We start from the raw sequence: 23,517 nt of genomic DNA on the forward strand, positions 1-23,517 counted from the left end.
ACCGCTCCGCCTTCCGCCCGGCCTGCGGGGCTGCCGCGGCCGGGCGCGTCGCCCGGCGCTGCGTCAGAAGACGTCGGGGCACCAGGCGCGGCGGGCCGTGCGCAGCAGGGCGTCCGCCGTGGTCGCGGCGCCCTCGTGGTGCTCGGTCACCCGGCCGAGGGAAACCAGGCGGGTGGTGGCCTCGTCGCCGAGGTACAGGGTCCCCAGTTCGGCGATGTCCATGGAGAGGTCGGGGGCGTCCGTGGTGGGGGCGCACTTCGCGCCGCCCGTGCCCGCCTCCAGGCGGAACCGGCCGCCGGCCAGGCCGTCGCGGTCGTGCAGATCGAGCACGAGCGTTCCGGGGACGGCGTACGTGCGGGCCTCGAGCATGCGCGGCACGTCCAGGGGACGCAGCCACAGGAAGTCGGCGTGGGTGGTGGGGTGCGCGGCGCGCGGGTCGGGCAGCAGCAGCGGCAGGACGTCGTCCGGGGCGCGGTGGCCGGAGCGGAGGGTGGTGACCCAGTCCACGGACAGCAGGTAGTGCCAGAGTGCCCGTTCGGCGGCAGGCGTGGCGGCTTCGAGCTTCTCCACCGAGAGGGTGACGTGCGGCAGCTTGTTGTGCCAGGTGTCGTGCTTGGTCGTGTACCTGACCGTGCCTTGTACCACGCCGTCCCGGTCTCGGTGGACGGCGCAGAACGGAGTGACGAAGTCCTCGCTCGGGTAGCGGATGCGGCCGGTGGCAACCTGCCACCAGCGGTCGGTCCGGTCGATGGTGCCCTGACGGTGCGGCAGCACCCGGTACCGCTCGTGGAACTCCGGTGCGAGCCGGAGGAACTCGTCGATCCCGACGAGGTCCACGCTGCCCTCGTCCTCCGGCGGGCCGGAGTAGCGGCGGTCCATGCCGGTGCGGGGCACGTCGACGGAGAATTCGGTGGTCCAGGCGGCGGGCCCGAAGCCGTAGCGGCCGTAGATTGGGTACTCGGCGGCGATCAGCGAGGCGAACGCGTCGCCGCGTTCCCGGGCGGTCCGCAGCGCGGAGCCCATCATGCGGGTCAGCAGGCCCCGGCGCCGATGGGTGGCCGAGACGGTGACATTGGTGACGGCGCAGGAGGACAGGGTGGCTCCGCCCGGCACCGTCATGCGCTGCGGTGTTGTGCGGAAGGTGCCGACGCAGCGCTCCCCGTCGAAAACGCCCTGGGTGCGGTCCGGGTCGATACCGCCGCGGCGGGCCTCGATCTCGTCGTCACCGGCCTCCGCCGCGATGGCGAAGCCGACCGCGACGGCCCGCAGCCACGCCGGCAGGTCCTCGGGGGAGAGGGTGCGTATCTCGAGACTCATCCCTCCACGCTAGGCGGCTCCCCTCGCCGGTCGCACCCGGTTTTCCGCAGGGCCGTCAGAACGCGGCGCGCACCCGGCCCACGGCCACCCCGCCGCCCAGCAGCGGGGAGTCCGCGATGCGCGCGACGACCGGCCCGGTGACGTCCAGCGATTCGAGTACCCGGGCCAGCACCGGTCCGACGGCGCGGGCCGCGCCGTCGTCGATCTTGAACGCCAGCGCACGGCCGTCGGGCAGTGCGACCGCCTGCACGGCCTCGGCCCCGATCTTGGCGAGGGAGCCCGGCACCTCCCGCATCAGCCAGGTGTCGTGCCGGCGGGTTCCCGCCACGTACTCCGGGTGGGAGCGCATCGCCGCCGCGACGCGGCCCTCCGGGGAGTCGGCGGCGGCCCGGGCGAACGCCTGGAACGTGCGGGCCAGCGCGGTCGGCGAGACCGCCATCAGGGGCGCCCCGCAGCCGTCCGTGCCGGTGTGGGCGACGGTCTCCCCCGAGGTGTCCGCGAGCAGGCGGGCGACGAGGCGCTGCAGCGGGTGGTCCGGGTCGAGGTACGTCTCCGTGGGCCAGCCTGCCGCCCGGCAGGCGGCGAGCATCGCGGCGTGCTTGCCCGAGCAGTCCATGACGATGCGGGCGGGAGAGCCGCCGGAGGCGAGGAGGGCGTCCGCCTCCTCGCGGTCGATGGAGAGGGACGGCGGGCAGCGCAGGTCGTCCTCGGTGAATCCGTGCTCGGTGAGCATCCTGCGCACCAGATCGAGGTGGAAGGCCTCGGCGGAATGGCTGGCCGCCGCCAGGGCGAGGCGCTCCCCGGCCAGATCGAGACCGGCGCGCAGCACGGCCGCGGCCTGTACGGGCTTGGCGCAGGAGCGGGGGAAGAACGGGGAGGTGACGTCGCCGAGGGCACGTTCGACACTGCCGTCGGGCGCGAGGACGACGAGGGAGCCGCGGTGGCGGCCCTCGACGAAGCCACTGCGGACGACTTCGGCGAGCACCGGGTTCGCGGGCGGCGGTGTCTGGGCGGTCATGCGGCGGGCCTCCGGGCGTGCCGCCCGGGCCCGGTCACGGCCGGTGGGCGGCACACTGCGATGTGTACGGTGCGTTCAGCGGAAACGCTCCTTACGGTAGCCGGTGCCGGGGCGTGCCCGCGCCCCGGGTGCGCCTCTCGGGCCGCTCCGCGCCCCACCCATCAGGCGAGCAGGTCCTCCACCTGCGCCTCGCCCTTCCGGTACCTGTGCGCGATCTCCGCGCTGCACCCGTCCGCCGTCCGCTGCAGGACCTGCCGCCGCTCCGACACCTGCTGCTCGTACCGGGCCAGCCGCCGCATGGCGTCCTGGAGCTCCGCGTCCGAGCGGGCGTCGAGATCCGACAGCTCCACCTCGGCGAGCATCTCCTCCGCCAGCAGCCGGTACTCCTCCCGGTGCGGCGTTCCCACGGTCACGTGCCGCGCGGAGGAACGGTGCCGCGACGGGCCGTCGGCGAGAATCTCCGGCAGCAGGTCCAGCAGCTGCGACCCCGGGGTGGAACGCCGCGCCACCTCGGCCCGCAGGATGTCGATGCGGCCCTGGAGCAGCCGCCGCACGTAGCTCAGGTCCGCCTCGTCGCGCTGCGCCTCCCGTCGGAGCGCCCGCAACTCGGGCAGCGAACGGGAACCGAGCTCCGGAGCAGGGCGGTCGCGCAGGGCCTCGAACTCCACGGCCGCGCGCTGCCGGGGCGGCCGCGAGGACGCGGGTGCCCCGGCGGGCGCCTGTCCGGTTCCGGCTCTTTCCATGGGTCGATGTCCCCTCGTGCCGTGTGCCCGCTGTGGGCGGGTACGCACCGGGTGTGCGCATCCCGTACCCGCATCGTGCCACCGCGCTGCCGTCCCCCGCAGGAATCGGCACCCATACGGCGGGCACGCGGACACCCCCGACCGGCGCGCGCCGCGGGCACGGCATCATGGCGGTCATGCGAGCCGTGGTGCAGAGGGTGGACGGCGCGAGTGTCGCCGTGGACGGAGAGACGGTCGGCGAGATCGTCGGCGAGGGCCTGTGCGTGCTGGTGGGAGTCACGCACGACGACACGCCCGCCGAGGCGGTGCGACTCGCCCGCAAGCTGTGGTCCGTACGCATCCTCGAAGGAGAGAAGTCCTGTTCGGATCTGGGAGCGCCGCTGCTCGTCGTCTCCCAGTTCACCCTCTACGGTGACGCGCGCAAGGGCCGCCGACCCACCTGGCAGGCGGCCGCGCCCGGCCCGGTGGCCGAACCGCTCGTGGACGAGGTCGTCGCGCAACTCCGTGCCCTCGGCGCCGAGGTGGCGACGGGCCGGTTCGGCGCGCAGATGAAGGTGTCGCTGACGAACGACGGCCCGTTCACCGTTCTCCTCGAGGTCTGAACCGGGCGGGACCCGCCGGGTGCCGGCACACCGCGTGCCCGCACCCGCCGTCAGGGTGCGACGACGACCTCCTGCGCGGCCGCCGTGGCATCCTCCCCGGCGATCAGCGCGGCGTCCGCGGGCACGTTCCGCTTCACCAGCGCGAGCGCGATCGGTCCCAGCTCGTGGTGACGGGCCGAGGTGGTCACGAACCCCAGCTTGCGCCCCTCGGGGCCGTCGGCGGCCAGCCGCACCGCGTCGCCGTGCTGCGGAATGCGCACGTCGCTGCCGTCCAGGTGCAGAAACACCAGGCGGCGTGGCGGCTTCCCCAGATTGTGGACGCGGGCCACCGTCTCCTGCCCCCGGTAGCAGCCCTTCTGCAGGTGCACCGCCGAACCGATCCAGCCCACCTCGTGGGGGATGGTGCGGTGGTCGGTCTCCATACCGAGGCGCGGCCGGTGCGCCTCGACCCGCAGCGCCTCGTAGGCCAGGACGCCGATCGCGGGGCCGCGGGCCTCCGCGAAGGACTCCAGCTCGGGGCGCGGCAGGAACACGTCCCGGCCGTGGGCGGTCTCCCGCACGACGGCGCCCGTCGGCGTCTCCGCGATCGACCCGGCCGGCAGGTGCACCACGGCGTGGTCGCCCGTGCGGTCGGCGATCTCCACCCGGTAGAAGAACTTCATGCTCTCCAGGTAGGCGAGGAGATCCCCCACCGAGCCGGGCTCGGTGTGCATCCAGGTGGTCTCCCCGTCGTCCACCAGATACAGGGCGTGCTCGACGTGTCCGTGCGCGGACAGGATCAGCGACTCGGTGGCGTGCCACGGCCGCAGATCCTCCACGTACTGCGTGAGGAGCAGGTGCAGCCACGACAGGCGGTCGTCGCCGGAAACGGTGACCACACCGCGGTGGGAGAGGTCGACGAAACCGTTGCCGTCCGCGAGCGCGCGCTGCTCGCGGAACAGGTCCCCGTAGTGCGCGGCGACGCCCTCGTCCGCGCCTTCGGCGGGCACGGCACCGGGAAGGTTCAGGAGCGGGCTCTTCATGGGGCCCAGCCTACGGCTCCCCCGCGGCGTCCTCCGCGGCGCGGGCCCGGCACTTCTCGCAGCGGCCGAAGATGGCGAAGTGCTTCATGTCCGTCTCGAAGCCGAACCGCTCGCGGAGCGTCGCGGTGAACGGGTCCGCGACACCCAGATCCGCCTCGATCACCTCCGTGCAGTCCCGGCACACCAGGTGCATGTGGTGGTGCCGGTCCGCCAGGTGGTACGTCGGCGCGCCGTGGCCCAGGTGCGCGTGCGACACCAGGCCCAGCTCCTCCAGCAGCTCCAGCGTGCGGTAGACGGTGGAGATGTTCACGCCGCCCGCGGTCCTGCGCACCTCGGCGAGGATGTCGTCGGGCGTGCAGTGCTCCAGCTTGTCCACGGCCTCCAGTACGAGCTGGCGCTGCGGCGTCAACCGGTACCCGCGCGCTCTCAGATCGCTCTGCCAGTCGGTGGTCTCCACGCGCTCCAGTCTACGAGCGCCCACCCGCCGGAAGACGGGCCGTCGGGCACGGTGCGCCCCGGAGAGGCGCACCGGCGCGGCCGCTCACTTGAAGAACGCGATCCCGTCGTCCGGGAGGTCCTTGATGTCCTTCGCCCACTCGCTGGGGTCGACGACCTTCTTCAGATGCGCCGACATGTAGGGGCGCAGCGGCACCTCGGGGGTCGCCTTCTCGCCGACCCACATCAGATCGCCCTTCACGTAGCCGTACAGCCGCTTGCCGGCGCTGTACTCGCCGGACGCCGCGGTACGGGCGATGGCGTCGGTGGCCAGGTCGATCTGCGGCTTCTGGTGGGCGAGCTCGCCGTACCAGACCTCCGCGACGCCCTGGTCGCGGATCATGACGGCCTCGACCCTGCGGTCGGAGTCGATGCGCCAGTAGCCGCTCTCGGTCTCCAGCGGCGTGGTCTTCCGGCCTTCGGCGTCGAGCACCCAGCTGTGGGAGTGGTACTCCAGGAAGTCACGGCCGTCGTGCGAGAAGGCGACCTCCTGGCCGAAGTTGCACTTCTCGCTGCCGGGGAACTCCGCGACGCCGGCACCGGTCCAGTTGCCGAGCAGGAAGGCGAGGGGCACCAGGTCCGGGTGCAGGTCGGACGGAATCTCGATCATGGGTCACTCAGACGATCTGTGGTGGTCGGATGCCGGTTCGGGCGGGGAAGGTCAGCGCTGGCCCTGGTAGAGCTTCGTGACGACGAGGCCCGCGAAGGCCAGGGTCCCGACGGCGACCAGGACCATCAGCGTGGTGAAGAATGCGTGCAGCACGTCGGGCTCTCCTTGGGTGCTCGGTCGTTCCTTCGGCGGGCCGTCTTCCTCCGGCCGCTGCCGAGTCTAGTCGCCGCGGTGCCGGCTCCGCCCGGGCGGTGCTGTGAGCTGCGCCGCCCCGGCGGAGCCGGCAGACCGCCGCCGGTCATCCCAGCAGCTGCGACTGCAGGATCACCGTCTGCTGGAACGGCACGACGGCGGCGGTGCCCTCGCGCTCCTGCACGATCACGGCGAGCACGTCACCGGCGGTGAGGTACGCGGTCCGCACGTGGGTCGCGCCGCGCGGCTTCTCCTCGTCGAAGGCTTTGCGTTCGACGTTCGGCACCGAGGCGTCCTCCGGCCAGCTCTCGTCGGCCTCGTCCTCCCGCGAACCGCGCACGGTCAGGTGCGCCGTGAATCCGGTCTCCACCGCCTGGGCGAGGAACCCGGGAGGGTAGGCCCCGGAGTTGAACTGCAGGAGGTAGATGCTGGTCCGGGTGCCGTCGGCGGTCTCCCAGCCGCGGGCGGCGATGTGCCGTACGGCGTGTTCGGTGAGCGCGAGCCGGATGTCGGCGCGCTCCTCCTTCGGATACCTCTTCGCGAAGGTGCCGGAGGGGACCCACGCCCCCTCGATGCCGGGGACGCCCGCCGTCGCGGTGGCGCCGGCGGGCGGGGGGAGAAGGAGGTCGCGCACGTCGCCGTGGTGGATCTCGCTCTCGTTGCCCGAACCGAAGGGGCGCGGCGCCCCGGGAGACAGGGTGGGCAGCGTCAGCTCCGGGTAGTCCCACCGCCCGTCGTCCCGCGTGCTCAGGCCGGGTACGTCGGTGCGCTCCTGCTGCGTGATGCCGAAAGCGGTACCGGCCCCGAGCAGACCGAAGACCGCGACGGCGGCCGTCCAGCGCCCCACGGTCCGCAGCACCCGGCGGCGCGGGCCGGTGTCCGGTGCGCCGGTGTCCTGCACCGTGTCCGTGCCTGCTTCGGCGTCCGTGCCGGTGTGCGGTGCAGGCGTCGGCGCCGGTGCTGCTTCGGGAAGCGGTCCCGGTGCCGCGGTCCGCTGTGCGACGTCCGAGGTCGTCGACTCGCTCATGCGCTGATCCCCCCGCCCTCGGTCAGCCGCTCGAGCTGTTTCCTCAGCAGCTTGCCGCCTTCCCGGCGGACGTGCGTGGTGCCCTGGTACGAGGCGCTGCCCGTCGCGGAGAGCGACACCAGGACGTCGTCCTCGTAGGCCGTGCAGAACATCTCCTCGATCCGCTCGTCGTCCGCCGCGTCGCTCTTCGGCATGAGGAAGCACGAGGCGTTGTCGTAGCCCTTGATCTCCGGTCCCTTCCGCAGCGGCGACAGCGCCTCGCCGAGCGCCGACTGGACGGCGGCGAGGTCCTTCACCGCGCTCCGGTTACCCATCTGCGACAACCGGATCTCCACGACGAGATCGTCGCTGTACCGGGTGTAGGAGCGCATCGCCGCGCCCTTGACATCGAGCTTCTTCAGGGACGCGCGGTGCTGTTTCCGCTGCTGCGCGGGCAGCAGGGCGGCGCTCCGGCGCATCTGCTCCTCGGCCTGCTTCCCCGTCAGGTGGACGTCGTTGCCGATCCCGTCGATGTCCGGGCCGAGCCGGAAGGCGGAGGGGACCGGAAGCAGTTCCTTGCTCAGCGGCTCGTCCTTGCGCCCCCGGGTGAGGTCCGGTGCCGGATCGTCGACGGACGGTGCGCGGTCGGGCGCGTCCCACACCCGGGTGGGGGCGGTCCGGTCGGCCGCGTCCACGGTGGCGCCGGTGAAGGTGGCCAGGCCGCCGACGGTGCCCAGCACCGCCACGGCGGCCAGGGCCCGGAGCAGCTTCTGTCGTCCCGCTGTCCTCACAGGCGCTCCAACTGCTGCTCGGCGAGGTTCTGTATCTCCTTCTCGCTCACGGGCGCGGTGTCGGTGACGCGGATGTCCATCATGATGTCGCCGCGGTGAGCGATCGCCCGTGCCTCATAGAGCGGCAGGAAGCCGGGATTGCGGGACGGTTCGTCGAAAACGAAGGCCCGGCCGGTGCTGGACCCCTCGAGCGGGACGCCCGGGTTGCCGGCGAACTCCTCACCGGGCATGTACGCCAGCTGTTCCCGCGCGTGGTTGGCGGCCCGGTGGGTCGTGGCCTCGTTGAACTGCACGAGCTGGACATAGGTGAGTTCGGTGCTGCTCTCCTCCCATTGGGTCGCGGCGATGCGGCGCACGTCCTGGGACGCCAACCCGGAGAACATCTGGGCGGGATCGACGAAGTCCCGCGCGTAGTCCTCCACTCCGAGCCACCCGTCCGTGACCGCGTGGAAGGTGGAGTCCTGGCTGCCCTTCGGCTTGTGGACCAGCAACTTCCGCAGGTCCCCGTCGGTCTTCACCCGGTGGTCGTGCTTCGCGGGGAGCGGCTCCCACGCGTCCTCGGAGAGGTGGCCGTCCGGGTAGCTCAGCGACGCCTGGGAAAGCGGTGGCAGCGGTGTCGGCGCGCGGTCGGCCTGGACCGTGTATCCGGTCGCCACGCCGCCGGCGACGCCCAGCAGCGCGGCCGCGGCGAGGATCAGGCTCGTGCGGCCGCGCGGCCGGCGTGCCGGTGCGGTTCCGGCGGCCTCCGGCAGGGGATCCGGCGGTGCCGGATCGGTGCTCGGGGCGGCGCTCGGGGCCGCGATCTGCTCCTGAGATGCCGGGGGAGTCTCCGGGAGACTTCCCGGAGGCTTCGGCGGCAGGGGTTCCATGTGTCCTCCACGTATCGTCCCTGCGCTGACACGCCGTCGTGGCCGAGAGTTGCCCTCCACGGACATCACGATCCGGTTGCGGCACGGCGCGGCGGAAGTCGGGAACCGGCGGCCTACCGTGGGGTCATGGCGAAGAAGCTGGTGATCAAGGTGACGGCGGGGGCGGATGCCCCCGAGCGCTGCTCGCAGGCGTTCACGGTGGCGGCGGTGGCCGCGGCGAGCGGTGTGGAGGTGTCGCTCTGGCTGACGGGCGAATCGGCGTGGTTCGCGCTGCCGGGCCGCGCGGCGGAGTTCGAACTGCCGCACGCGGCACCGCTGCCGGAGCTGATCGACGGTGTCCTGGCGGGCGGGCGCATCACGTTGTGCACGCAGTGCGCCAAGCGCCGCGACATCGGGGAGGAGGACGTCGCCGAGGGCGTGCGCATCGCCGGTGCGCAGGTGTTCGTCAGCGAGGCGACGGCGGAGGACACCCAGGCGCTGGTCTACTGAACGGCACGGGACTCCCGCACCGCCGCGTCCCGTGCCGGAACGGCGTGAGGGCCGCACCCGGGTGTCCAACCCGAGGGGTGCGGCCCTCAGCCGGTTCGCCGGCGGTCCGGGGGCGGACCGGGGCGTGTCAGACGGAGATGGCGACCTCCGCCAGCCCGCCCTGCTGGGCGACGACCGTGCGGTCGGCGCTGGCGCCGGGCACCAGGGCCCGCAGCGTCCAGGTGCCTTCCGCCGCGTAGAAGCGGAACTGGCCGGTGGCGGAGGTGGGGACCTCTGCCGTGAACTCGCCGGTGCTGTCCAGGAGGCGGACGTAGCCGGTCACCGGCTCGCCGTCCTTGGTGATGCTGCCCTGGATCGTCGTCTCACCGGGCTTGATGGTGGCGGCATCCGGGCCGCCCGCCTGTGCTCCGCACATGCTGCTTCCTTCTGAAGTGGGGTCGGGACGTGTCCCGGCGGGTTCAGTTGGCGCCGACCTCGACCGGCACGCCGACGAGCGAGCCGTACTCGGTCCACGAGCCGTCGTAGTTCTTGACGTTCTCCTGGCCGAGGAGCTCGTGCAGCACGAACCAGGTGTGGGCGGAACGCTCGCCGATGCGGCAGTAGGCGATGGTGTCCTTGCCCAGGTCCACGCCCTCGCCCTCGTAGAGCTCCTTCAGCGCCTCGTCGGACTTGAAGGTGCCGTCGTCGTTCGCCGACTTGGACCACGGGATGTTGCGCGCGGTCGGCACGTGGCCGGGGCGCTGGGACTGCTCCTGCGGCAGGTGGGCGGGGGCCAGCAGCTTGCCGCTGAACTCGTCGGGGGAGCGGACGTCCACCAGGTTCTTCGTGCCGATGGCGTCGACGACCTCGTCGCGGAACGCGCGGATCGCGGTGTCCTGCGGCTGCGCGGTGTACTCGGTGCGCGCGCGCTCCGGCACCTCCGTCACCAGGTCGCGGGAGTCCAGCTCCCACTTCTTGCGGCCGCCGTCCAGGAGCTTCACGTCCTGGTGGCCGTAGAGCTTGAAGTACCAGTACGCGTATGCGGCGAACCAGTTGTTGTTGCCGCCGTAGAGCACGACGGTGTCGTCGTTGGCGATGCCCTTCTCGGACAGCAGGGTCTCGAAGCCGGTCTGGTCGACGAAGTCGCGCCGCACCGGGTCCTGCAGGTCCTGCTTCCAGTCGATGCGGATCGCGTTGCGGATGTGGTTCTTCTCGTACGCCGAGGTGTCTTCGTCGACCTCGACGAGGACGACCTTCGGGTCGTCGAGGTGGGCCTCGACCCAGTCGGCGTCGACCAGGACGTCACTGCGGCTCATGGGATCTCCTTGAGGAAGGCAGGTGGTGCCGGTGGATGTCCGGTGTGCGCGGCGCTCTGCGCACACGGCGGGCTGCCGCACTCCGGCGCCGCGGCGCGAGCGGGCACACGGGGGCCCGCCGGGGAGTGCGAGGAGAGGGGCGACGACGGGCGTCCTGCCGGCGCGGAAAAGTGCCGGAGCGGCCGTCAGGCGGCTGCGCGACAGAGCATGGCGGCGACGCGGCAGAAGTCCACTGCCCGTCGCTTGGTGAGATCCGCCTGTCGCTTCATGGGCCCGATCGTACGGAGGGAGGGAGGGCGCTGTCACCGTGAATCCGTCATGTGAGACGTTCTCGTCCGCATGGTGATCGCGGCAGGGGGCCGCGGTGCTCCGGGGCGCGCGCGGGGCGGGCTCTCACCGGGGGCGACGTCCGATCGACGAGCGGAACCGTCTCGCGTGTCGGGAGCGGGTGGGTGACACGGACGGGTGAACCCCTTCCCGGCGTGGCGGCGGGTCCGCGGCCTCAGCCCAGCGGGACGTCCGTGCCGGTGACGGTGAAGCGGAGACCGCCCTTCGTCGCCTCCGCCTTCTCCAGGGCCAGTCCGGACGGCAGGCCGTCGACGCCCCTGCCGAAGTCGACCCGCTGCCGCACCTGCGCCTCCGCTCCGGGGATCGAGGCGCCCGGCACCACGTCGGCGCGCAGCTCCAGCCGGTCGTCGCCGAGGACGCGCACCGTGCTGTAGATCGGCTCGGGGAACTCCAGCCGCCGCCCCAGAACCTCGATGCTCGCCGTGATCCGCACCTGGTTCTTCCGCGCCCGTTCCTTGCCGGCGTAGGACACCTCGATGCCGTCCGGTGCGATCGCGTTCAGGTCCGCGTACGAGATCTCCGCCGTGCCCGTGGCGTCCCGCGCGACCGCGGACCCGTAGTCGTCGCCCAGGCGGACGTCCCGCAGCGTCGCCGCCATCCGCGAGACCGTGATCCGCCGGTCGGCGGAGGCCGTGGTCATGCCGGTCAGTTCCACGTCGACCCGGTCCAGGTTCTTGCCCGCCACCTGGGTCAGGAAGGGGAAGCCGCGGATGTCGACCGAGGTCGAGTCGGTCGAGGCGACGCCCCTGGCGTTCTCGATCCGGTCGGCGGCCCGGCTCTCGGCCAGGTGCAGCGCGATCCGGTCCGCGGCGACGAAGAGTCCGGCCAGCACGAGCAGGACGACGAGGGTGCGACGTAGGGCACGCATGCGGGATTCCCCCAGGTGTTCGGCTGCCGCGAGCCTAACCCCGCCGCCCGGCGGGCGAGGGGCGAGCGGAACCCCCACGGGCCAGGTGTGACATTTCCGGTACACGGCCGGGAGCGCCCCGCTCCGGGCGGTGCCTCAGCCCAGCAGGTGCCCCAGGCCGTACACCGCGGGCGCGGCGAGGGCCGCGGGGAGCGCCACCCCGGCCGTCATGTGCACGAAACGGGAGGGGAAGTCGTAGCTCGCGACGCGCAGCCCCGTCAGCGCGCAGAGCCCCGCCGCGGCACCGAGCAGCGCCCCCTCGCCGTGAGCCGGAAAGCCCGTCGCCAGGGAGGCGAGGTGCCCGGCGCCCGCGGCAGCGAGCGCGGACAGCGCGAGGGACACGACGGACGGCAGCGGCGCCGCGCGCAGCAGCACCGCGGCGGCGACGGCCGCGGCGCCGACGACCACGGAGCCCGTCGCGGCTCCGCCCGGACCTCCCGCGGCAGCCGCTGCGAGCCACCCGCAGACCGTGACGGTCAGGGCCGTGGCGGTGAGCGCGGCGGTCAGCGCGTACAGCCGTTCCTCGGGAGCGGACCGGTTGCGCAGGTGGAGGACGAGGTTCAACAGGGCCCAGACCCCGAACGTCCCGACCACGGCGGTCATCGCGTCGTCCTCGTCCACCGCGAGCATCGCGACGTCCGCCGCGACCCCTGCCAGGAAGGCCAGTGCGATGCCCTGACGGGCGGGCCACATGCCGTTCAGGCGGAACCATCCCGCGGCGGTCAGCCCTTGCAGCACCACCACCGCGCAGACGAAGACCGGCAGCGGCAGGACAGCCGTCCCGGCCAGCAGCCCCGCGAGGGCCGCCCCGGCGAGCGCCGGCAGCGGGCCGGGAGGGATCAGCGGGTCGGCCGCACGGTCCTGCGGTGCGGGACTCCCGGGCGGCGCCGCAGCGGGCGCGGTGCGCTCCGGCGGCAGCGGCCCGGGCGCCGGGTGGTCCGGACGTGCCGCCGTCACTGCGCGCCGCCCGCGAACGGCGGGAGCACCTCGACGGTGCCGCCCTCGGTCAGCTCCACCGCGTCGTGCGTGCGGCGCCCGACGGCGGTGCCGTCCACGAGGAAGGAGCACCGCCCCAGGACCCGGGCGAACTCCGCGTTCGTTCCGTGCCGGTGCCGGGCGCCGTCGAGCGCCTCCGCGAGCGTCGCGGCCTCGTACGGTTCCTCGGCCCGGCCGACGGCGGCCTTGGCCGCCGCCCAGTAGCGGATGGTGCCGCTCGCCATCGTGCTCGTCCCTCTCGCCGGCGGGTCTGGTGTCGGTGCCCCTCCATCATCGCGCCCGCTGCCGCGGCGCCGTGCCGCACCCCTGCCGTCCACGGTGTGTCCGCCGGTCCCGGCGGGACCGCTCCCGTCAGATCCGGCTCACCGCCCAGCGCGCGACGCGATCCAGCAGCTCCGGCGGCGCAGCGTTCTCCGCGTGCCCGAAGCCGCCCTCGATCCACAGCCGGGTGCAGGAGGCGTCCGCAGCGGCCACCACGCTCCTCGGATGGTCCAGCGGGAAGTAGGTGTCCCGGTCGCCGTGCACCACGAGCAGCGGCGTCGGCGCGATCCGCGGTGCCGCCTGTGTCGGGGAGAGCGGCGGAGCGGCCCAGCCGGCCGCATCCACCCGGGTACGCAGGCCCCAGCGGGTGACCGCACGCCCGAGGGGACGCTGCACGGCCCAGTGCAGTCGCCGCATGGGGGCCGTGCCCCGGTAGTACCACCGTGCAGGGGCGCTGACGGCGACCACCGCATCCGTCCCCTCCCGCGGGCTGCCCAGGGCGGTGCCGAACAGCGCCGCGTGCCGCAGCGCCACGGAGCCGCCCAGGGAGAAGCCCACGGTCGCCACCCGCCGGTGCCCCTGCGCGCGGGCCCAGCGCACCGCCGCCGCCAGGTCGAGGACCTCCCGGTCGCCCACCGTCGACCGTCCCCCGGACCTCCCGTGGCCGCGGAAGGAGAAGGTGACCACGGCCGCCCGGGCACCGAACACCTCCGCCGCGCCGGCAAGTGCCGGCCGGTCCAGGGCGCCGCTGAAGCCGTGGGCGACCACGAGCACCGGGGCGTCGGCCCCGCCGCGGGGCGGCGGACGGTACGCCGCCTCGATCGCCACCCCGTCCGCCGTTCGGAGAACCCCGCGAAGGGGTACACGGTCACCGGACGAGGACGTCCACACACGCCCACCGATGCTCTCCGTGACGACGAGGTCACCGGGTCGAGCGGTCTCGCACTCCGTTCTGCCGTGCATGTGGGCTATTCTGCTGGCAGAGGACTCGGGCAGCGTCGCCCCCGGGTCCTTTCGCGCTTTCCGGCAGCCGTACGACGACGTACGACACCACAGTTCCCCAGGCCCCACCGGGACCGAAGGAAGGAATTCGACGTCATGGGCAAGCGAGACGGAACCGGCACCCCTCCGCCCCCCGGCCGACGGGAGGTGTCCGCGCGATGAGTTCCCTGCTGCTCCTCACCAACGCCCTGCAGCCCTCGGACGAGGTCCTCCCGGCGCTGGGGCTGCTGATGCACGGCGTGCGCGTCGCACCGGCGGAGGGTCCCGCGCTCGTCGACACCCCGGGCGCCGACGTGATCCTCGTCGACGGCCGCCGCGACCTGCCGCAGACGAAGTCCCTGTGCCGGCTGCTGCGCTCCACCGGAACGACCTCCCCCGTCCTCCTCGTCGTCACCGAGGGCGGTCTGGCGGCCGTGACGGCCGACTGGGGCGTGGACGACGTTCTCCTCGACAGCGCGGGGCCCGCGGAGGTCGAGGCCCGGCTGCGGCTGGCGACCGGCCGCAGCAGCGCCGCCGCCGCGGACGAGGCGCCCCCGGAGATCCGCAGCGGCGACCTCACCGTCGACGAGGCGACATACAGCGCGAAGATCAAGGGCCGCGTGCTCGACCTGACCTTCAAGGAGTTCGAACTTCTGAAGTACCTCGCGCAGCACCCGGGGCGGGTGTTCACCCGCGCCCAGCTGCTGCAGGAGGTGTGGGGGTACGACTACTTCGGCGGCACCAGGACCGTGGACGTCCACGTGCGGCGGCTGCGCGCGAAGCTCGGGCCCGAGCACGAGTCGCTCATCGGCACCGTGCGGAACGTCGGCTACCGCTTCGTCGTCCCGGCCAAGGGGGAGAAGTCCGCGGCGGAGAAGAAGGCCGAGGCCGAGGCGAAGTCGGTGACGGACGCGGCGGAGCAGGTCGCCAGGAGCGCGGCCGGTGAGGCGGCGTCCGGCGGTGACGTGCGTCGCACCGGGGCACGGCCGTCCGAGGGCTGAGGCGTCGCACGTAGACTGACCGCCGTGGCCAAGGTGACGCGGGACGATGTGGCAAGACTGGCGGGTACGTCGACCGCGGTGGTCAGCTATGTGATCAACAACGGGCCCCGTCCCGTGGCCTCGGCCACCAAGGAACGCGTGCTGTCCGCGATCAAGGAACTGGGCTACCGGCCCGACCGGGTCGCGCAGGCGATGGCCTCCCGGCGCACCGACCTCATAGGGCTCGTCGTTCCCGACGCGCGGCAGCCCTTCTTCGCGGAGATGGCGCACGCCGTGGAACAGGCGGCCGTCGAACGCGAGAAGATGGTCCTGGTCGGCAATTCCGACTATCTGGACGACCGCGAGGTCCACTATCTGCGGGCCTTCCTCGGGATGCGGGTCTCCGGGCTCATCCTCATCAGCTCCGGACCCTCCGAGCGCGCGGCGTCGGAGATCGACGCCTGGGACGCCCGCGTGGTGCTGCTGCACCGCCGCCCCGAGGCGATCGACGACGTCGCCGTGGTGCTGGACGACGTGGGCGGCGCCCAACTCGCCACCCGGCACCTGCTCGAACACGGCCACGACCACGTCGTCTGCCTCGGCGGGATCGACTCGACGCCGGAGAGCGGCGACCCGGTCACGGACCACGTCGAGGGCTGGAGCCGGGCCATGCGCGAGGCGGGGCGTTCCGTCGACGGGCGGCTCGTCAAGGCGCCCTACAACCGGTACGACACCTACCGGCTCGCGCTGGACCTGCTGCGCGGGCCGGACCGGCCGCCCGCCGTGTTCTGCGCGACCGACGACCAGGCGTTCGGAGTGCTGCGTGCGGCACGCGAACTGGGTATCGAGGTACCCCGCGATCTCGCGGTGGCCGGCTTCGACGACGTGAAGGAAGCCGCGCTGTCCGACCCGCCGTTGACCACGGTGTCCTCGGACCGGGTGGCGATGGCCCGGGCGGCGGTGGACCTCGTGCTGGACGACGGCCTGCGGGTGCTCGGCTCCCGGCGTGAACGCGTCCGGCAGTTCCCCTCCGGCCTGGTCGTCCGCCGCTCCTGCGGCTGCGGCGGCTGACCGGCCGGCCGTCGTCCGCCCACCGCCGGAGCCCCGCGCCGGCCGCGGCCGGAAGCGCGGACGCCCCGCCGCCGGCCGTGCCGGGACGAGGCGTCCGTCCGTGCGTTCAGCGGATCACTCGACGACCGTGATGCGGTCGGCGGCCGGAGCCCCGAGCGGGTCGCTCGCCGAGGAGCGCGCCGTCAGGTAGGCCTCCAGCACGTCGAGGTCGTTGCCCCCGACGTACGGGTCGGTGCCCTCCGCCAGGGTGGCGAAGCCGTCGCCGCCGCCCGCGAGGAAGCTGTTCACCGCGACGCGGTACGTGGCGTCCGGGTCCAGCGGTTCACCGTTCAGCCGCACGGAGTCGGCGACCACGCGGTCGGCGCCCGAACGGGTCATGTCCAGGGTGTAGGTGAAGCCGTCGGAGACCTGGAGCACCTTCGGGGACTCGGCGTTGGCCCCGCCGACCTGCTCGCGCAGCACCTGCAGCAGCTGGTCGCCGGTCAGATCGACCAGGTTCACCGTGTTGGAGAACGGCTGGACGGTGAAGCCCTCCGCGTACGTCACGACCCCGTCGCCCTCGCTGCCCGACGCGGCGTGCACCAGGTCGGAGCGGATGCCGCCGGGGTTCATGAGCGCGAGGTCGGCGTCGGGGTCGACCTCGGCCGCGTGCGCGAACTGGGCGTCGGCGATGAGGTCGCCGAGCGGTGATTCGAGGGTTCCGGCGCCGCGGCCCGGGACGTCCTCGGAGATCCAGCCGATCGGCGCGTTCGCCACGGGCGCGGCGAGCTCGCCCCAGCGGTCCACGAGCCGCGTGAGGTCGGCGGCCTTCGGCTGCTCCCGGCTCACCACGTGGTTGCCGGTCTCGACGCCGGGCCGGACGATGTCCTTGGTGGCGCGGTCGTACGTCAGCGTCGTCTCGGTGAACAGCCGACCGTAGGAGGCGGCCGAAGTGACGGTCCGCGGCGTGCCGTTCGGGTCGGGGATCGTGCAGGCGTAGGCCTCGTGGGTGTGGCCGGTGACCAGCGCGTCCACCATCGGGCTGGTGTGCCGCGCGATGTCGACGACCGGCCCCGAGATGCCGTCGCCGGGGCCCGGGCTGTCGCAGTCGTAGTTGTACGCCTCGCCGGACGGGTAGCCGCCCTCGTGGACCAGCGCGACGACCGCGTTGACGCCCCGGCGCTTCAACTGCGCGGCGTACTTGTCGATCGTCTCGACCTCGTCGTGGAACTCCAGGCCCTTCACGCCCTCGGCGGAGACGATGTCCGGGGTGCCCTCGAGGGTCACTCCGACGAAGCCGATGCGGACACCGCGGTGCTTCCAGATCGTGTAGGGCTGGAGCACCGGCTTACCGGTGTCCTCGTCCGTGACGTTCGCGGCGAGGTACGGGAAGTCGGCGCCGCCGTAGGTGCGGCCGTCGACATAGCAGCCGTCCTCGGGGTGGCAGCCCCCGTCGTGGAGGCGCCGCAGCTCGTCGATGCCCTCGTCGAACTCGTGGTTGCCCACCGAGGTCACGTCCAGGTCCAGGGCGTTCATCGCCTCGACGGTCGGCTCGTCGTGGAACAGGCCGGACATCAGGGGGCTCGCCCCGACGAGGTCGCCCGCGGCGGCCGTGACCGAGTACCGGTGACCCCTGCGGGCGTCCCGCAGGCTGGAGGCGAGGTACTCGACGCCGCCGGCGTCGACCTCCTCGGTGCTGCCGTCCGGATGCTGCTCGGTCACCCGGCCGGAAGAGCCCTGCGGCGGCTCCAGGTTGCCGTGGAAGTCGTTGAAGGAGAGCAACTGCACGTCGACCGTGCGCCCGGAGTGGTGGTGCGTGCTCTGGTGGCGCGAACCGTCCGCGCCCGTACCGGCGTATGCGGGCAGCGCGGCGGCGACCAGTCCGGCCGCCACGGCCAGCGCGGCGCTCGCAGCCGTGGTGCGTCTGCGGCGCGAGCCGAAGTGGAGTTTCCCGGCCATCGAGTGTGATCCCCCTCTGCGGATGATGGGAAGGCCGCTGAAGCGTACGGTCGGTGCACGTTGCGTGTCAGCGTGCCGGACGGTGACGACTTGGCGTCGGCAGGGAACGCGCAGGTGACCGGGCGGTGTGACTTAGGCTCTCTGTCCATGAGCGACGTGGTGGTTGTGGACGAGGTTTCGGCCGAAGTCGTACGGGAGGTGCAGGATCTGATCGACGCGGCGGCCGCCGCCGACGGCCAGCCGGCGGTGTCGGAGCAGGGCCGGCTCCAGCTGACGGGGGGACCCCGCGAAGGAGTGCGGCATCTTCTCCTCCGGCACGAGGGGGTGTTGGTGGGATACGCCCAACTCGAGGACGTCGACCCGGTCGAGGCGCCCGCGGGAGAGCTCGTCGTGCATCCGAGCCACCGCGGACGCGGGTACGGGCGGAAACTCGGGCAGGCCCTGCTGGACACCTCCGGCAAGCGGCTGCGCCTGTGGGCGCACGGCGGCCACCCCGCGGCGCGGCACCTCGCGCAGATCCTGGGGCTGACCCTGTTCCGCGAACTGCGGCAGATGCGGTGCCCGCTCTCCGAACTCGCCCCGGAAGAACCGCGCTACCCCACCGGGGTGACGGTGCGCACCTTCGAGCCCGGGGCCGACGACGCGGCCTGGCTCGCCCTCAACGCCGCCGCGTTCGCCCACCACCCGGAGCAGGGCGCGCTGACGCAGCGCGACCTGGACGACCGCAAGCAGCAGCCGTGGTTCGACCCGCACGGCTTCTTCCTGGCGGAACGGGACGGGCGGCTGGTCGGCTTCCACTGGACGAAGGTCCACAGCGCCGAGCAGCTCGGCGAGGTGTATGTGCTCGGCGTCGCGCCGGAGGCGCAGGGGTCCGGCCTCGGTCGTGCGCTGACGCAGTGCGGACTGCGGCACCTGGCCCGCGACAGGGGCCTGGAGACCGCGATGCTCTACGTCGACGCCGACAACCTGCCGGCCGTCGCGGTGTACGAGAGGTTGGGCTTCCGCACCCACGAGACCGACCTGATGTACCGCACGGAGTCCTGAGCGCCCCACCCCACGCCACCCGCCCCTCCATTGTTCGCGAGTGCGAATGGTGGAGGGGTGTCGCGTTCCGGTGCGGACGGCCCCCCGGCCACGAGAGCGAGGAGTGGGAGCGGCGACGCCGCCGCGCCACCCGCGCTTCACCCGCGATTCACGCACCTCTGGGAATCTCGCGGAATGCGCCCCGCCCCCCGTTCCCGGCAGACGCCGCTTGACCGCCCCACCGGCAGGTCAGCGGCGACCGACCTGCCCGGAAAGGCGATGTCGCGGAACAATGGGGGCATGAGTGAGCCAGCCGCCTCCGGGTCCTCCGCCGCACGCACGGCCGTCGCCGACCTGCGGACGGAGACGTCCGCCCCCGCCTCCCCGCCGCAGCAGGCGTCCGGACAGCGGAACGGCGCGCCCGGCCGCCAGCCCTCCGTGGGGTCGATCGCCGCGCACCGCCCGAACGCCGTCGCCGGCTCCCACCCGCAGCTGGACCCCGACCTCGACTCCGACCCGGACAGCTACGAACCCGGGCACGGCCCCGACACCGAGGCCCCGGACCTGCCCGCGGACCGCTTCCTGGACCGGGAGCGCAGCTGGCTCGCCTTCAACGAACGGGTCCTCGAACTCGCCGAGGACCCCTCGACGCCGCTGCTGGAGCGTGCCAACTTCCTGGCGATCTTCGCGGGCAACCTCGACGAGTTCTTCATGGTCCGCGTCGCCGGCCTCAAGCGCCGCATCGCGACCGGTGTCGCCACCCGCAGCGCCTCGGGGCTGCAGCCCCGCGAGGTGCTCGAGGGCATATGGACGCGGTCCCGCGAGCTCATGGCCCGCCACGCCGCCTGCTTCCAGCAGGACGTCGCCCCCGCCCTCGCCGAGGAGGGGCTGCACCTGGTCCGCTGGACCGAACTCACCGAGAAGGAGCAGGCACGCCTGTTCACGCTCTTCCGGCAGCAGATCTATCCGGTGCTGACACCGCTCGCCGTCGACCCCGCCCACCCCTTCCCGTACATCTCCGGGCTCTCGCTGAACCTGGCGGTCGTCGTCCGCAACCCGGTCAGCGGACACAACCACTTCGCTCGCGTGAAGGTCCCGCCGTTGCTCTCGCGCTTCCTCGAGGCCTCGCCGCAGCGCTTCGTGCCGCTGGAGGACGTGATCGCCGCACACCTCGAGGAGCTGTTCCCCGGCATGGAGGTGCTCGGCCACCACATGTTCCGGGTGACGCGGAACGAGGACCTGGAGGTCGAGGAGGACGACGCGGAGAACCTGCTGCAGGCGCTCGAGAAGGAACTCATGCGGCGCCGCTTCGGGCCGCCCGTGCGGCTCGAGGTCGAGGAGTCCATCGACCCCTACGTCCTCGACCTGCTCGTGCGGGAACTGAAGGTCGGCGAGGCCGAGGTCTACCCGCTCCCCGGCCCGCTCGACCTCACCGGCCTGTCCGGCGTCGCGGCCGGCCTGGAGCGCCCCGACCTGCGCTACCCCAAGTACGTGGCCGGCACCCACCGCGACCTGGCGGAGGTCGAGTCCGCCTCGGCCCCCGACATCTTCGCGGCGCTGCGCGAACGCGACGTGCTGCTGCACCACCCCTACGACTCGTTCTCCACCTCCGTGCAGGCGTTCCTGGAGCAGGCGGCGGCCGACCCGGACGTCCTCGCGATCAAACAGACCCTGTACCGCACCTCCGGCGACTCCCCGATCGTGGACGCGCTCATCGACGCGGCCGAATCCGGCAAACAGGTGCTCGTCCTCGTCGAGTTGAAGGCCCGGTTCGACGAGCAGGCCAACATCAAGTGGGCCCGGAAACTGGAGGAGGCGGGCTGCCACGTCGTCTACGGCCTCGTCGGGCTGAAGACCCACTGCAAGCTGTCCCTCGTGGTGCGCCAGGAGGGCGACATGCTGCGCCGCTACGCGCACGTCGGCACGGGCAACTACCACCCCAAGACCGCGCGGCTCTACGAAGACCTCGGCCTGCTCACCGCCGACCAGCAGGTCGGCGCGGACCTGTCCGACCTGTTCAACCGTCTCAGCGGCTACTCCCGCCGGGCCACCTACCGGCGGCTGCTCGTGGCACCGCTGTCCCTCCGCGACGGGCTCGTCTCCCGCATCCACCGCGAGATCAGCCACCACCGCGCCGGACAGCCCGCCGGCATCCGGATCAAGGTCAACTCGATGGTCGACGAGACCGTGATCGACGCTCTCTACCGGGCGTCCCAGGCCGGCGTCCCGGTGGACGTCTGGGTACGCGGCATCTGCGCCCTGCGTCCCGGCGTCCCCGGCCTCAGCGACCACATCCGGGTGCGCAGCGTGCTGGGACGCTTCCTCGAACACTCCCGCGTCTTCGCGTTCAACGGCGGCGGAGAGACCGAGGTGTGGATCGGCAGCGCCGACATGATGCACCGCAACCTCGACCGCCGCATCGAGGCCCTGGTACGGGTCACCGATCCCGGCCACCGGGCCTCCCTGGACCGGCTGCTGGAGACCGGGATGTCCGACACCACCGCCTCCTGGCGGCTCGGCTCCGACGGCGACTGGACGCGCGTCGCCCACGACGCGGACGGAAAGCCGCTGCGGAACCTTCAGGAAACGCTGATCGACGCCCGGAGGCGCCGACGTGGCCCCACGAGCTGACCGCCCGCCACCCTCGCCCCCGAGGCCGCACCACCCGGGGCGCCCCGCGGCGCACGCGCGCGGCGGGGCGCGGCCCCCCGGAGCCCGCACCGCGGCCCGGGGCAGGCACGGGCGGGACCGGGCGTGCGCCGGGCCGGGCCCGGCGGGGGGCGAGCAGCGGGAGCGGAACCCCGAGGGGGAGGAGACACAGTGACGACGGGTGGGCGGCGCCGTACGGCGGAGGAGACCCGGGCCACGGAGCTCCGGCACGGAACCGTGCCCGGAACCCGCGCCCCCGGCGGCGGGAGCACGGACACGGGAGAGCGCCGCGGCCTCGTGGCCGCCGCGGCAGGCAGGGCCTCCGGCGACGAGGCGGCCGGGAACCGCCGCACACCACGGGCCGTCGCGGCACCGCAGGCGGACGGCACCCCGACCGCACGGGAGCACGGCGACACCCTCCACACCCCCGCGCAAACGGACGATCCGCTCACCGCATACCTCCAGACCCAGGCCGCCGCCTTCCTGCGCAGCCTGCGCGCGCAACGGGACAGCGCCGGCACCGCCGACCCCGTGACGGACGCGGCGGAAGCCGTACGGCAACTCCGCGGCTCCGCCCGGCGGATCGGCGCGACGCTCCAGACCTTCCGGCCGCTGCTCGACCCGCAGTGGGCCGAACACCTCCGCACCGAACTGGGGTGGCTCTCGGGCACCCTGGCGCGCGAACACACCTACGCCGCACGACTCGAACGGCTGCGGAGCGCCCTGCAGCGGCTCGCCGCCGACGGCACCGCCACCGGACAACCGGGCCCCGCCGCGGCGACGCGGACCGGCCCGGGCCGTCAGGACACCCTGCCGCCCGGGGTCGCCCGTGCGGGCGCCCTGCTGGACAGGCAGCTCACCCTGTCCCGCACCCGCGCCCACTCGGCCGCGCTGCGGGCCCTCGGCTCCTCCCGCTTCCACGCCGTGGCGGACGAGGCTGCGGTGCTCGCCTCCCAGCCCCCGGTGGCCGCGTCCGGGCGCGCCCGGGCCAGCGCCACCGACGGGCAGGTCCGGTCCTGCGCCGTGCAGGCGCAACGGCGGCTCCAGGACGCCGTGGACTCGCTGCCCCTGGCCCGGTCGGAGCACCCGTTCCATGCGGAGGCCCTCGACCGCTCGCTGTCCGCCGACGCGCACGGCGACACCGCCTGGGCGAACGTCCGGCAACTGATGCGCCTGCACCGCTACGCCCGGGAACTCCTGCTCGGCGGGTCCGACGACGCCTGGACGGAGCCCGCCGCGGCCGCCTGCCGGGAACTGGACCGCCACCACGACGCCGCCGAGGCGGCGGCCGCCGCCGCAGCCGCCGCCCGCACCCCGCGCATCGCCCCCGCCACCGCGTACGCGCTGGGCGTGCTGCACGCCGATCAGCGGCACGAGGTCGAAGCCGCCCGGTACGCCTTCGGCCGCCGGTGGACGGCCCTGGAAGCGCCTCACCGTCCGCATCGCAGGAGCGCACGGTGACGGCGGACCGGGAGGTCCCGGCGCCGCAGCGGACGGTGCGGGCGGCCGGCTGCGTGCTGTGGCGTCCCCTCCCGGCGGGCGGCGTCGAGATCGCCCTGGTCCACCGGCCCAAGTACGACGACTGGTCCCACCCGAAGGGGAAGCTCGAAGCAGGCGAGACCGCCCTGGAGTGCGCGGTGCGCGAGGTGCGGGAGGAGACCGGGATGCACTGCCTGCCCGGGCCCAGCCTGCCGACCTCGTGGTACCGCGTGGCGGAACACCCGAAGGAGGTCCGCTACTGGGCGGCCCGGGCCACGGACGGCACTTTCACGCCGAACCGCGAGGTCGACCGGCTGCTGTGGCTGCCGCCCCCGGCGGCGAAGCAGCGCCTGACCCGGGAGGACGACCGTCCCCTGGTGGACGCCCTGCTCACCGCCATCGCGCCGGGGCGGACCGGGGCCGCCTGACGACCGA

General features: G+C 73.3%; 24 protein-coding genes. 8 read left to right on the forward strand and 16 right to left on the reverse strand.

Annotation, left to right across the window (positions count from 1 at the left end; translation table 11 throughout):
- Positions 1-63: 63 nt before the first annotated feature.
- The 3 genes from ACL06G_RS15875 to ACL06G_RS15885 all read right to left on the reverse strand — a co-directional run bounded on the left by ACL06G_RS15875 (position 64) and on the right by ACL06G_RS15885 (position 3,078).
- Positions 64-1,317: a GNAT family N-acetyltransferase gene (locus tag ACL06G_RS15875; RefSeq protein WP_412836195.1), complete on the reverse strand. Its 1,254-nt coding sequence runs from the start codon at positions 1,315-1,317 to the stop codon at positions 64-66.
- 55 nt (positions 1,318-1,372) lie between these two features.
- Positions 1,373-2,335, reverse strand: a complete 963-nt coding sequence (locus ACL06G_RS15880; protein ID WP_412786244.1) for an asparaginase — start codon at positions 2,333-2,335, stop codon at positions 1,373-1,375.
- Positions 2,336-2,496: 161 nt separating this feature from the next.
- On the reverse strand, positions 2,497-3,078 hold the full coding sequence (locus ACL06G_RS15885; RefSeq protein WP_412786243.1) for an RsiG family protein: 582 nt from the start codon (positions 3,076-3,078) through the stop codon (positions 2,497-2,499).
- 176 nt (positions 3,079-3,254) lie between these two features.
- Here ACL06G_RS15885 and dtd point away from each other — a divergent pair, with 176 nt between their 5' ends.
- The gene (gene dtd / locus ACL06G_RS15890; protein ID WP_412786242.1) at positions 3,255-3,680 is read left to right on the forward strand and encodes a D-aminoacyl-tRNA deacylase; all 426 of its coding nucleotides are present in this window, start codon (positions 3,255-3,257) and stop codon (positions 3,678-3,680) included.
- A 50-nt stretch (positions 3,681-3,730) separates the two neighbouring features.
- Here dtd and ygfZ read toward each other — a convergent pair whose 3' ends face one another.
- The 6 genes from ygfZ to ACL06G_RS15920 form a co-directional block, all read right to left on the reverse strand.
- Positions 3,731-4,702: a CAF17-like 4Fe-4S cluster assembly/insertion protein YgfZ gene (gene ygfZ / locus ACL06G_RS15895; protein WP_412836196.1), complete on the reverse strand. Its 972-nt coding sequence runs from the start codon at positions 4,700-4,702 to the stop codon at positions 3,731-3,733.
- A 10-nt stretch (positions 4,703-4,712) separates the two neighbouring features.
- Entirely contained in the window at positions 4,713-5,159 is a 447-nt protein-coding gene (locus ACL06G_RS15900) for a Fur family transcriptional regulator (protein ID WP_412836197.1), read from the reverse strand.
- An 84-nt stretch (positions 5,160-5,243) separates the two neighbouring features.
- The gene (locus ACL06G_RS15905; protein WP_412786239.1) at positions 5,244-5,807 is read right to left on the reverse strand and encodes a heme-binding beta-barrel domain-containing protein; all 564 of its coding nucleotides are present in this window, start codon (positions 5,805-5,807) and stop codon (positions 5,244-5,246) included.
- Positions 5,808-6,105: 298 nt separating this feature from the next.
- Positions 6,106-7,026 carry a hypothetical protein gene (locus tag ACL06G_RS15910; RefSeq protein ID WP_412836198.1) on the reverse strand — a complete coding sequence of 307 codons (921 nt, stop codon included), beginning with the start codon at positions 7,024-7,026 and terminating at the stop codon, positions 6,106-6,108.
- Complete coding sequence (locus ACL06G_RS15915) at positions 7,023-7,796, reverse strand: hypothetical protein (protein WP_412836199.1); 774 nt, start codon at positions 7,794-7,796, stop codon at positions 7,023-7,025. Before ACL06G_RS15915 ends, ACL06G_RS15910 begins: the two co-directional genes overlap by 4 nt.
- Positions 7,793-8,665, reverse strand: coding sequence for a hypothetical protein (locus tag ACL06G_RS15920; protein WP_412836200.1), 873 nt, complete (start codon positions 8,663-8,665; stop codon positions 7,793-7,795). The genes ACL06G_RS15915 and ACL06G_RS15920 overlap by 4 nt, the downstream gene beginning before the upstream one ends.
- Positions 8,666-8,791: 126 nt before the next feature.
- Here ACL06G_RS15920 and ACL06G_RS15925 point away from each other — a divergent pair, with 126 nt between their 5' ends.
- Positions 8,792-9,154: a DsrE family protein gene (locus tag ACL06G_RS15925; protein ID WP_412786235.1), complete on the forward strand. Its 363-nt coding sequence runs from the start codon at positions 8,792-8,794 to the stop codon at positions 9,152-9,154.
- 127 nt (positions 9,155-9,281) lie between these two features.
- Here ACL06G_RS15925 and ACL06G_RS15930 read toward each other — a convergent pair whose 3' ends face one another.
- From ACL06G_RS15930 to ACL06G_RS15955, 6 genes are all read right to left on the reverse strand, one after another.
- A complete protein-coding gene (locus tag ACL06G_RS15930) occupies positions 9,282-9,569 on the reverse strand; it encodes a DUF1416 domain-containing protein (RefSeq protein ID WP_412836201.1) in 288 nt (95 codons plus the stop codon).
- Positions 9,570-9,612: 43 nt separating this feature from the next.
- Positions 9,613-10,449, reverse strand: a complete 837-nt coding sequence (locus ACL06G_RS15935; RefSeq protein WP_412786233.1) for a sulfurtransferase — start codon at positions 10,447-10,449, stop codon at positions 9,613-9,615.
- Between the two features lie 502 nt (positions 10,450-10,951).
- Positions 10,952-11,665: an LmeA family phospholipid-binding protein gene (locus ACL06G_RS15940; protein ID WP_412786232.1), complete on the reverse strand. Its 714-nt coding sequence runs from the start codon at positions 11,663-11,665 to the stop codon at positions 10,952-10,954.
- Positions 11,666-11,800: 135 nt separating this feature from the next.
- Complete coding sequence (locus tag ACL06G_RS15945; RefSeq protein WP_412786231.1) at positions 11,801-12,661, reverse strand: hypothetical protein; 861 nt, start codon at positions 12,659-12,661, stop codon at positions 11,801-11,803.
- Complete coding sequence (locus ACL06G_RS15950) at positions 12,658-12,924, reverse strand: MoaD/ThiS family protein (RefSeq protein WP_412786230.1); 267 nt, start codon at positions 12,922-12,924, stop codon at positions 12,658-12,660. Before ACL06G_RS15950 ends, ACL06G_RS15945 begins: the two co-directional genes overlap by 4 nt.
- A 127-nt stretch (positions 12,925-13,051) precedes the next feature.
- A complete protein-coding gene (locus ACL06G_RS15955) occupies positions 13,052-13,924 on the reverse strand; it encodes an alpha/beta hydrolase (protein WP_412836202.1) in 873 nt (290 codons plus the stop codon).
- A gap of 197 nt (positions 13,925-14,121) precedes the next feature.
- Here ACL06G_RS15955 and ACL06G_RS15960 point away from each other — a divergent pair, with 197 nt between their 5' ends.
- Together ACL06G_RS15960 and ACL06G_RS15965 are read left to right on the forward strand one after the other, a co-directional pair.
- Positions 14,122-14,943, forward strand: a complete 822-nt coding sequence (locus ACL06G_RS15960; protein WP_412786228.1) for a winged helix-turn-helix transcriptional regulator — start codon at positions 14,122-14,124, stop codon at positions 14,941-14,943.
- Positions 14,944-14,967: 24 nt separating this feature from the next.
- Complete coding sequence (locus ACL06G_RS15965; RefSeq protein WP_412786227.1) at positions 14,968-15,993, forward strand: LacI family DNA-binding transcriptional regulator; 1,026 nt, start codon at positions 14,968-14,970, stop codon at positions 15,991-15,993.
- Between the two features lie 114 nt (positions 15,994-16,107).
- Here ACL06G_RS15965 and ACL06G_RS15970 read toward each other — a convergent pair whose 3' ends face one another.
- Positions 16,108-17,931, reverse strand: coding sequence for a bifunctional metallophosphatase/5'-nucleotidase (locus tag ACL06G_RS15970; protein WP_412786226.1), 1,824 nt, complete (start codon positions 17,929-17,931; stop codon positions 16,108-16,110).
- Between the two features lie 147 nt (positions 17,932-18,078).
- On the opposite strand from ACL06G_RS15970, the gene mshD reads away from it, so the two are divergent.
- The 4 genes from mshD to ACL06G_RS15990 all read left to right on the forward strand — a co-directional run bounded on the left by mshD (position 18,079) and on the right by ACL06G_RS15990 (position 23,510).
- Positions 18,079-18,975, forward strand: a complete 897-nt coding sequence (gene mshD / locus ACL06G_RS15975; RefSeq protein WP_412836203.1) for a mycothiol synthase — start codon at positions 18,079-18,081, stop codon at positions 18,973-18,975.
- A 174-nt stretch (positions 18,976-19,149) separates the two neighbouring features.
- A complete protein-coding gene (locus ACL06G_RS15980; RefSeq protein ID WP_412836204.1) occupies positions 19,150-21,585 on the forward strand; it encodes an RNA degradosome polyphosphate kinase in 2,436 nt (811 codons plus the stop codon).
- Between the two features lie 189 nt (positions 21,586-21,774).
- Positions 21,775-23,064, forward strand: coding sequence for a CHAD domain-containing protein (locus ACL06G_RS15985; RefSeq protein WP_412786223.1), 1,290 nt, complete (start codon positions 21,775-21,777; stop codon positions 23,062-23,064).
- Positions 23,061-23,510, forward strand: a complete 450-nt coding sequence (locus ACL06G_RS15990; RefSeq protein ID WP_412836205.1) for an NUDIX hydrolase — start codon at positions 23,061-23,063, stop codon at positions 23,508-23,510. The genes ACL06G_RS15985 and ACL06G_RS15990 overlap by 4 nt, the downstream gene beginning before the upstream one ends.
- The last annotated feature ends 7 nt before the right edge of the window (positions 23,511-23,517 follow it).

It is taken from the genome of Streptomyces callyspongiae (genome assembly GCF_047200695.1).
Lineage (GTDB): Bacteria > Actinomycetota > Actinomycetes > Streptomycetales > Streptomycetaceae > Streptomyces.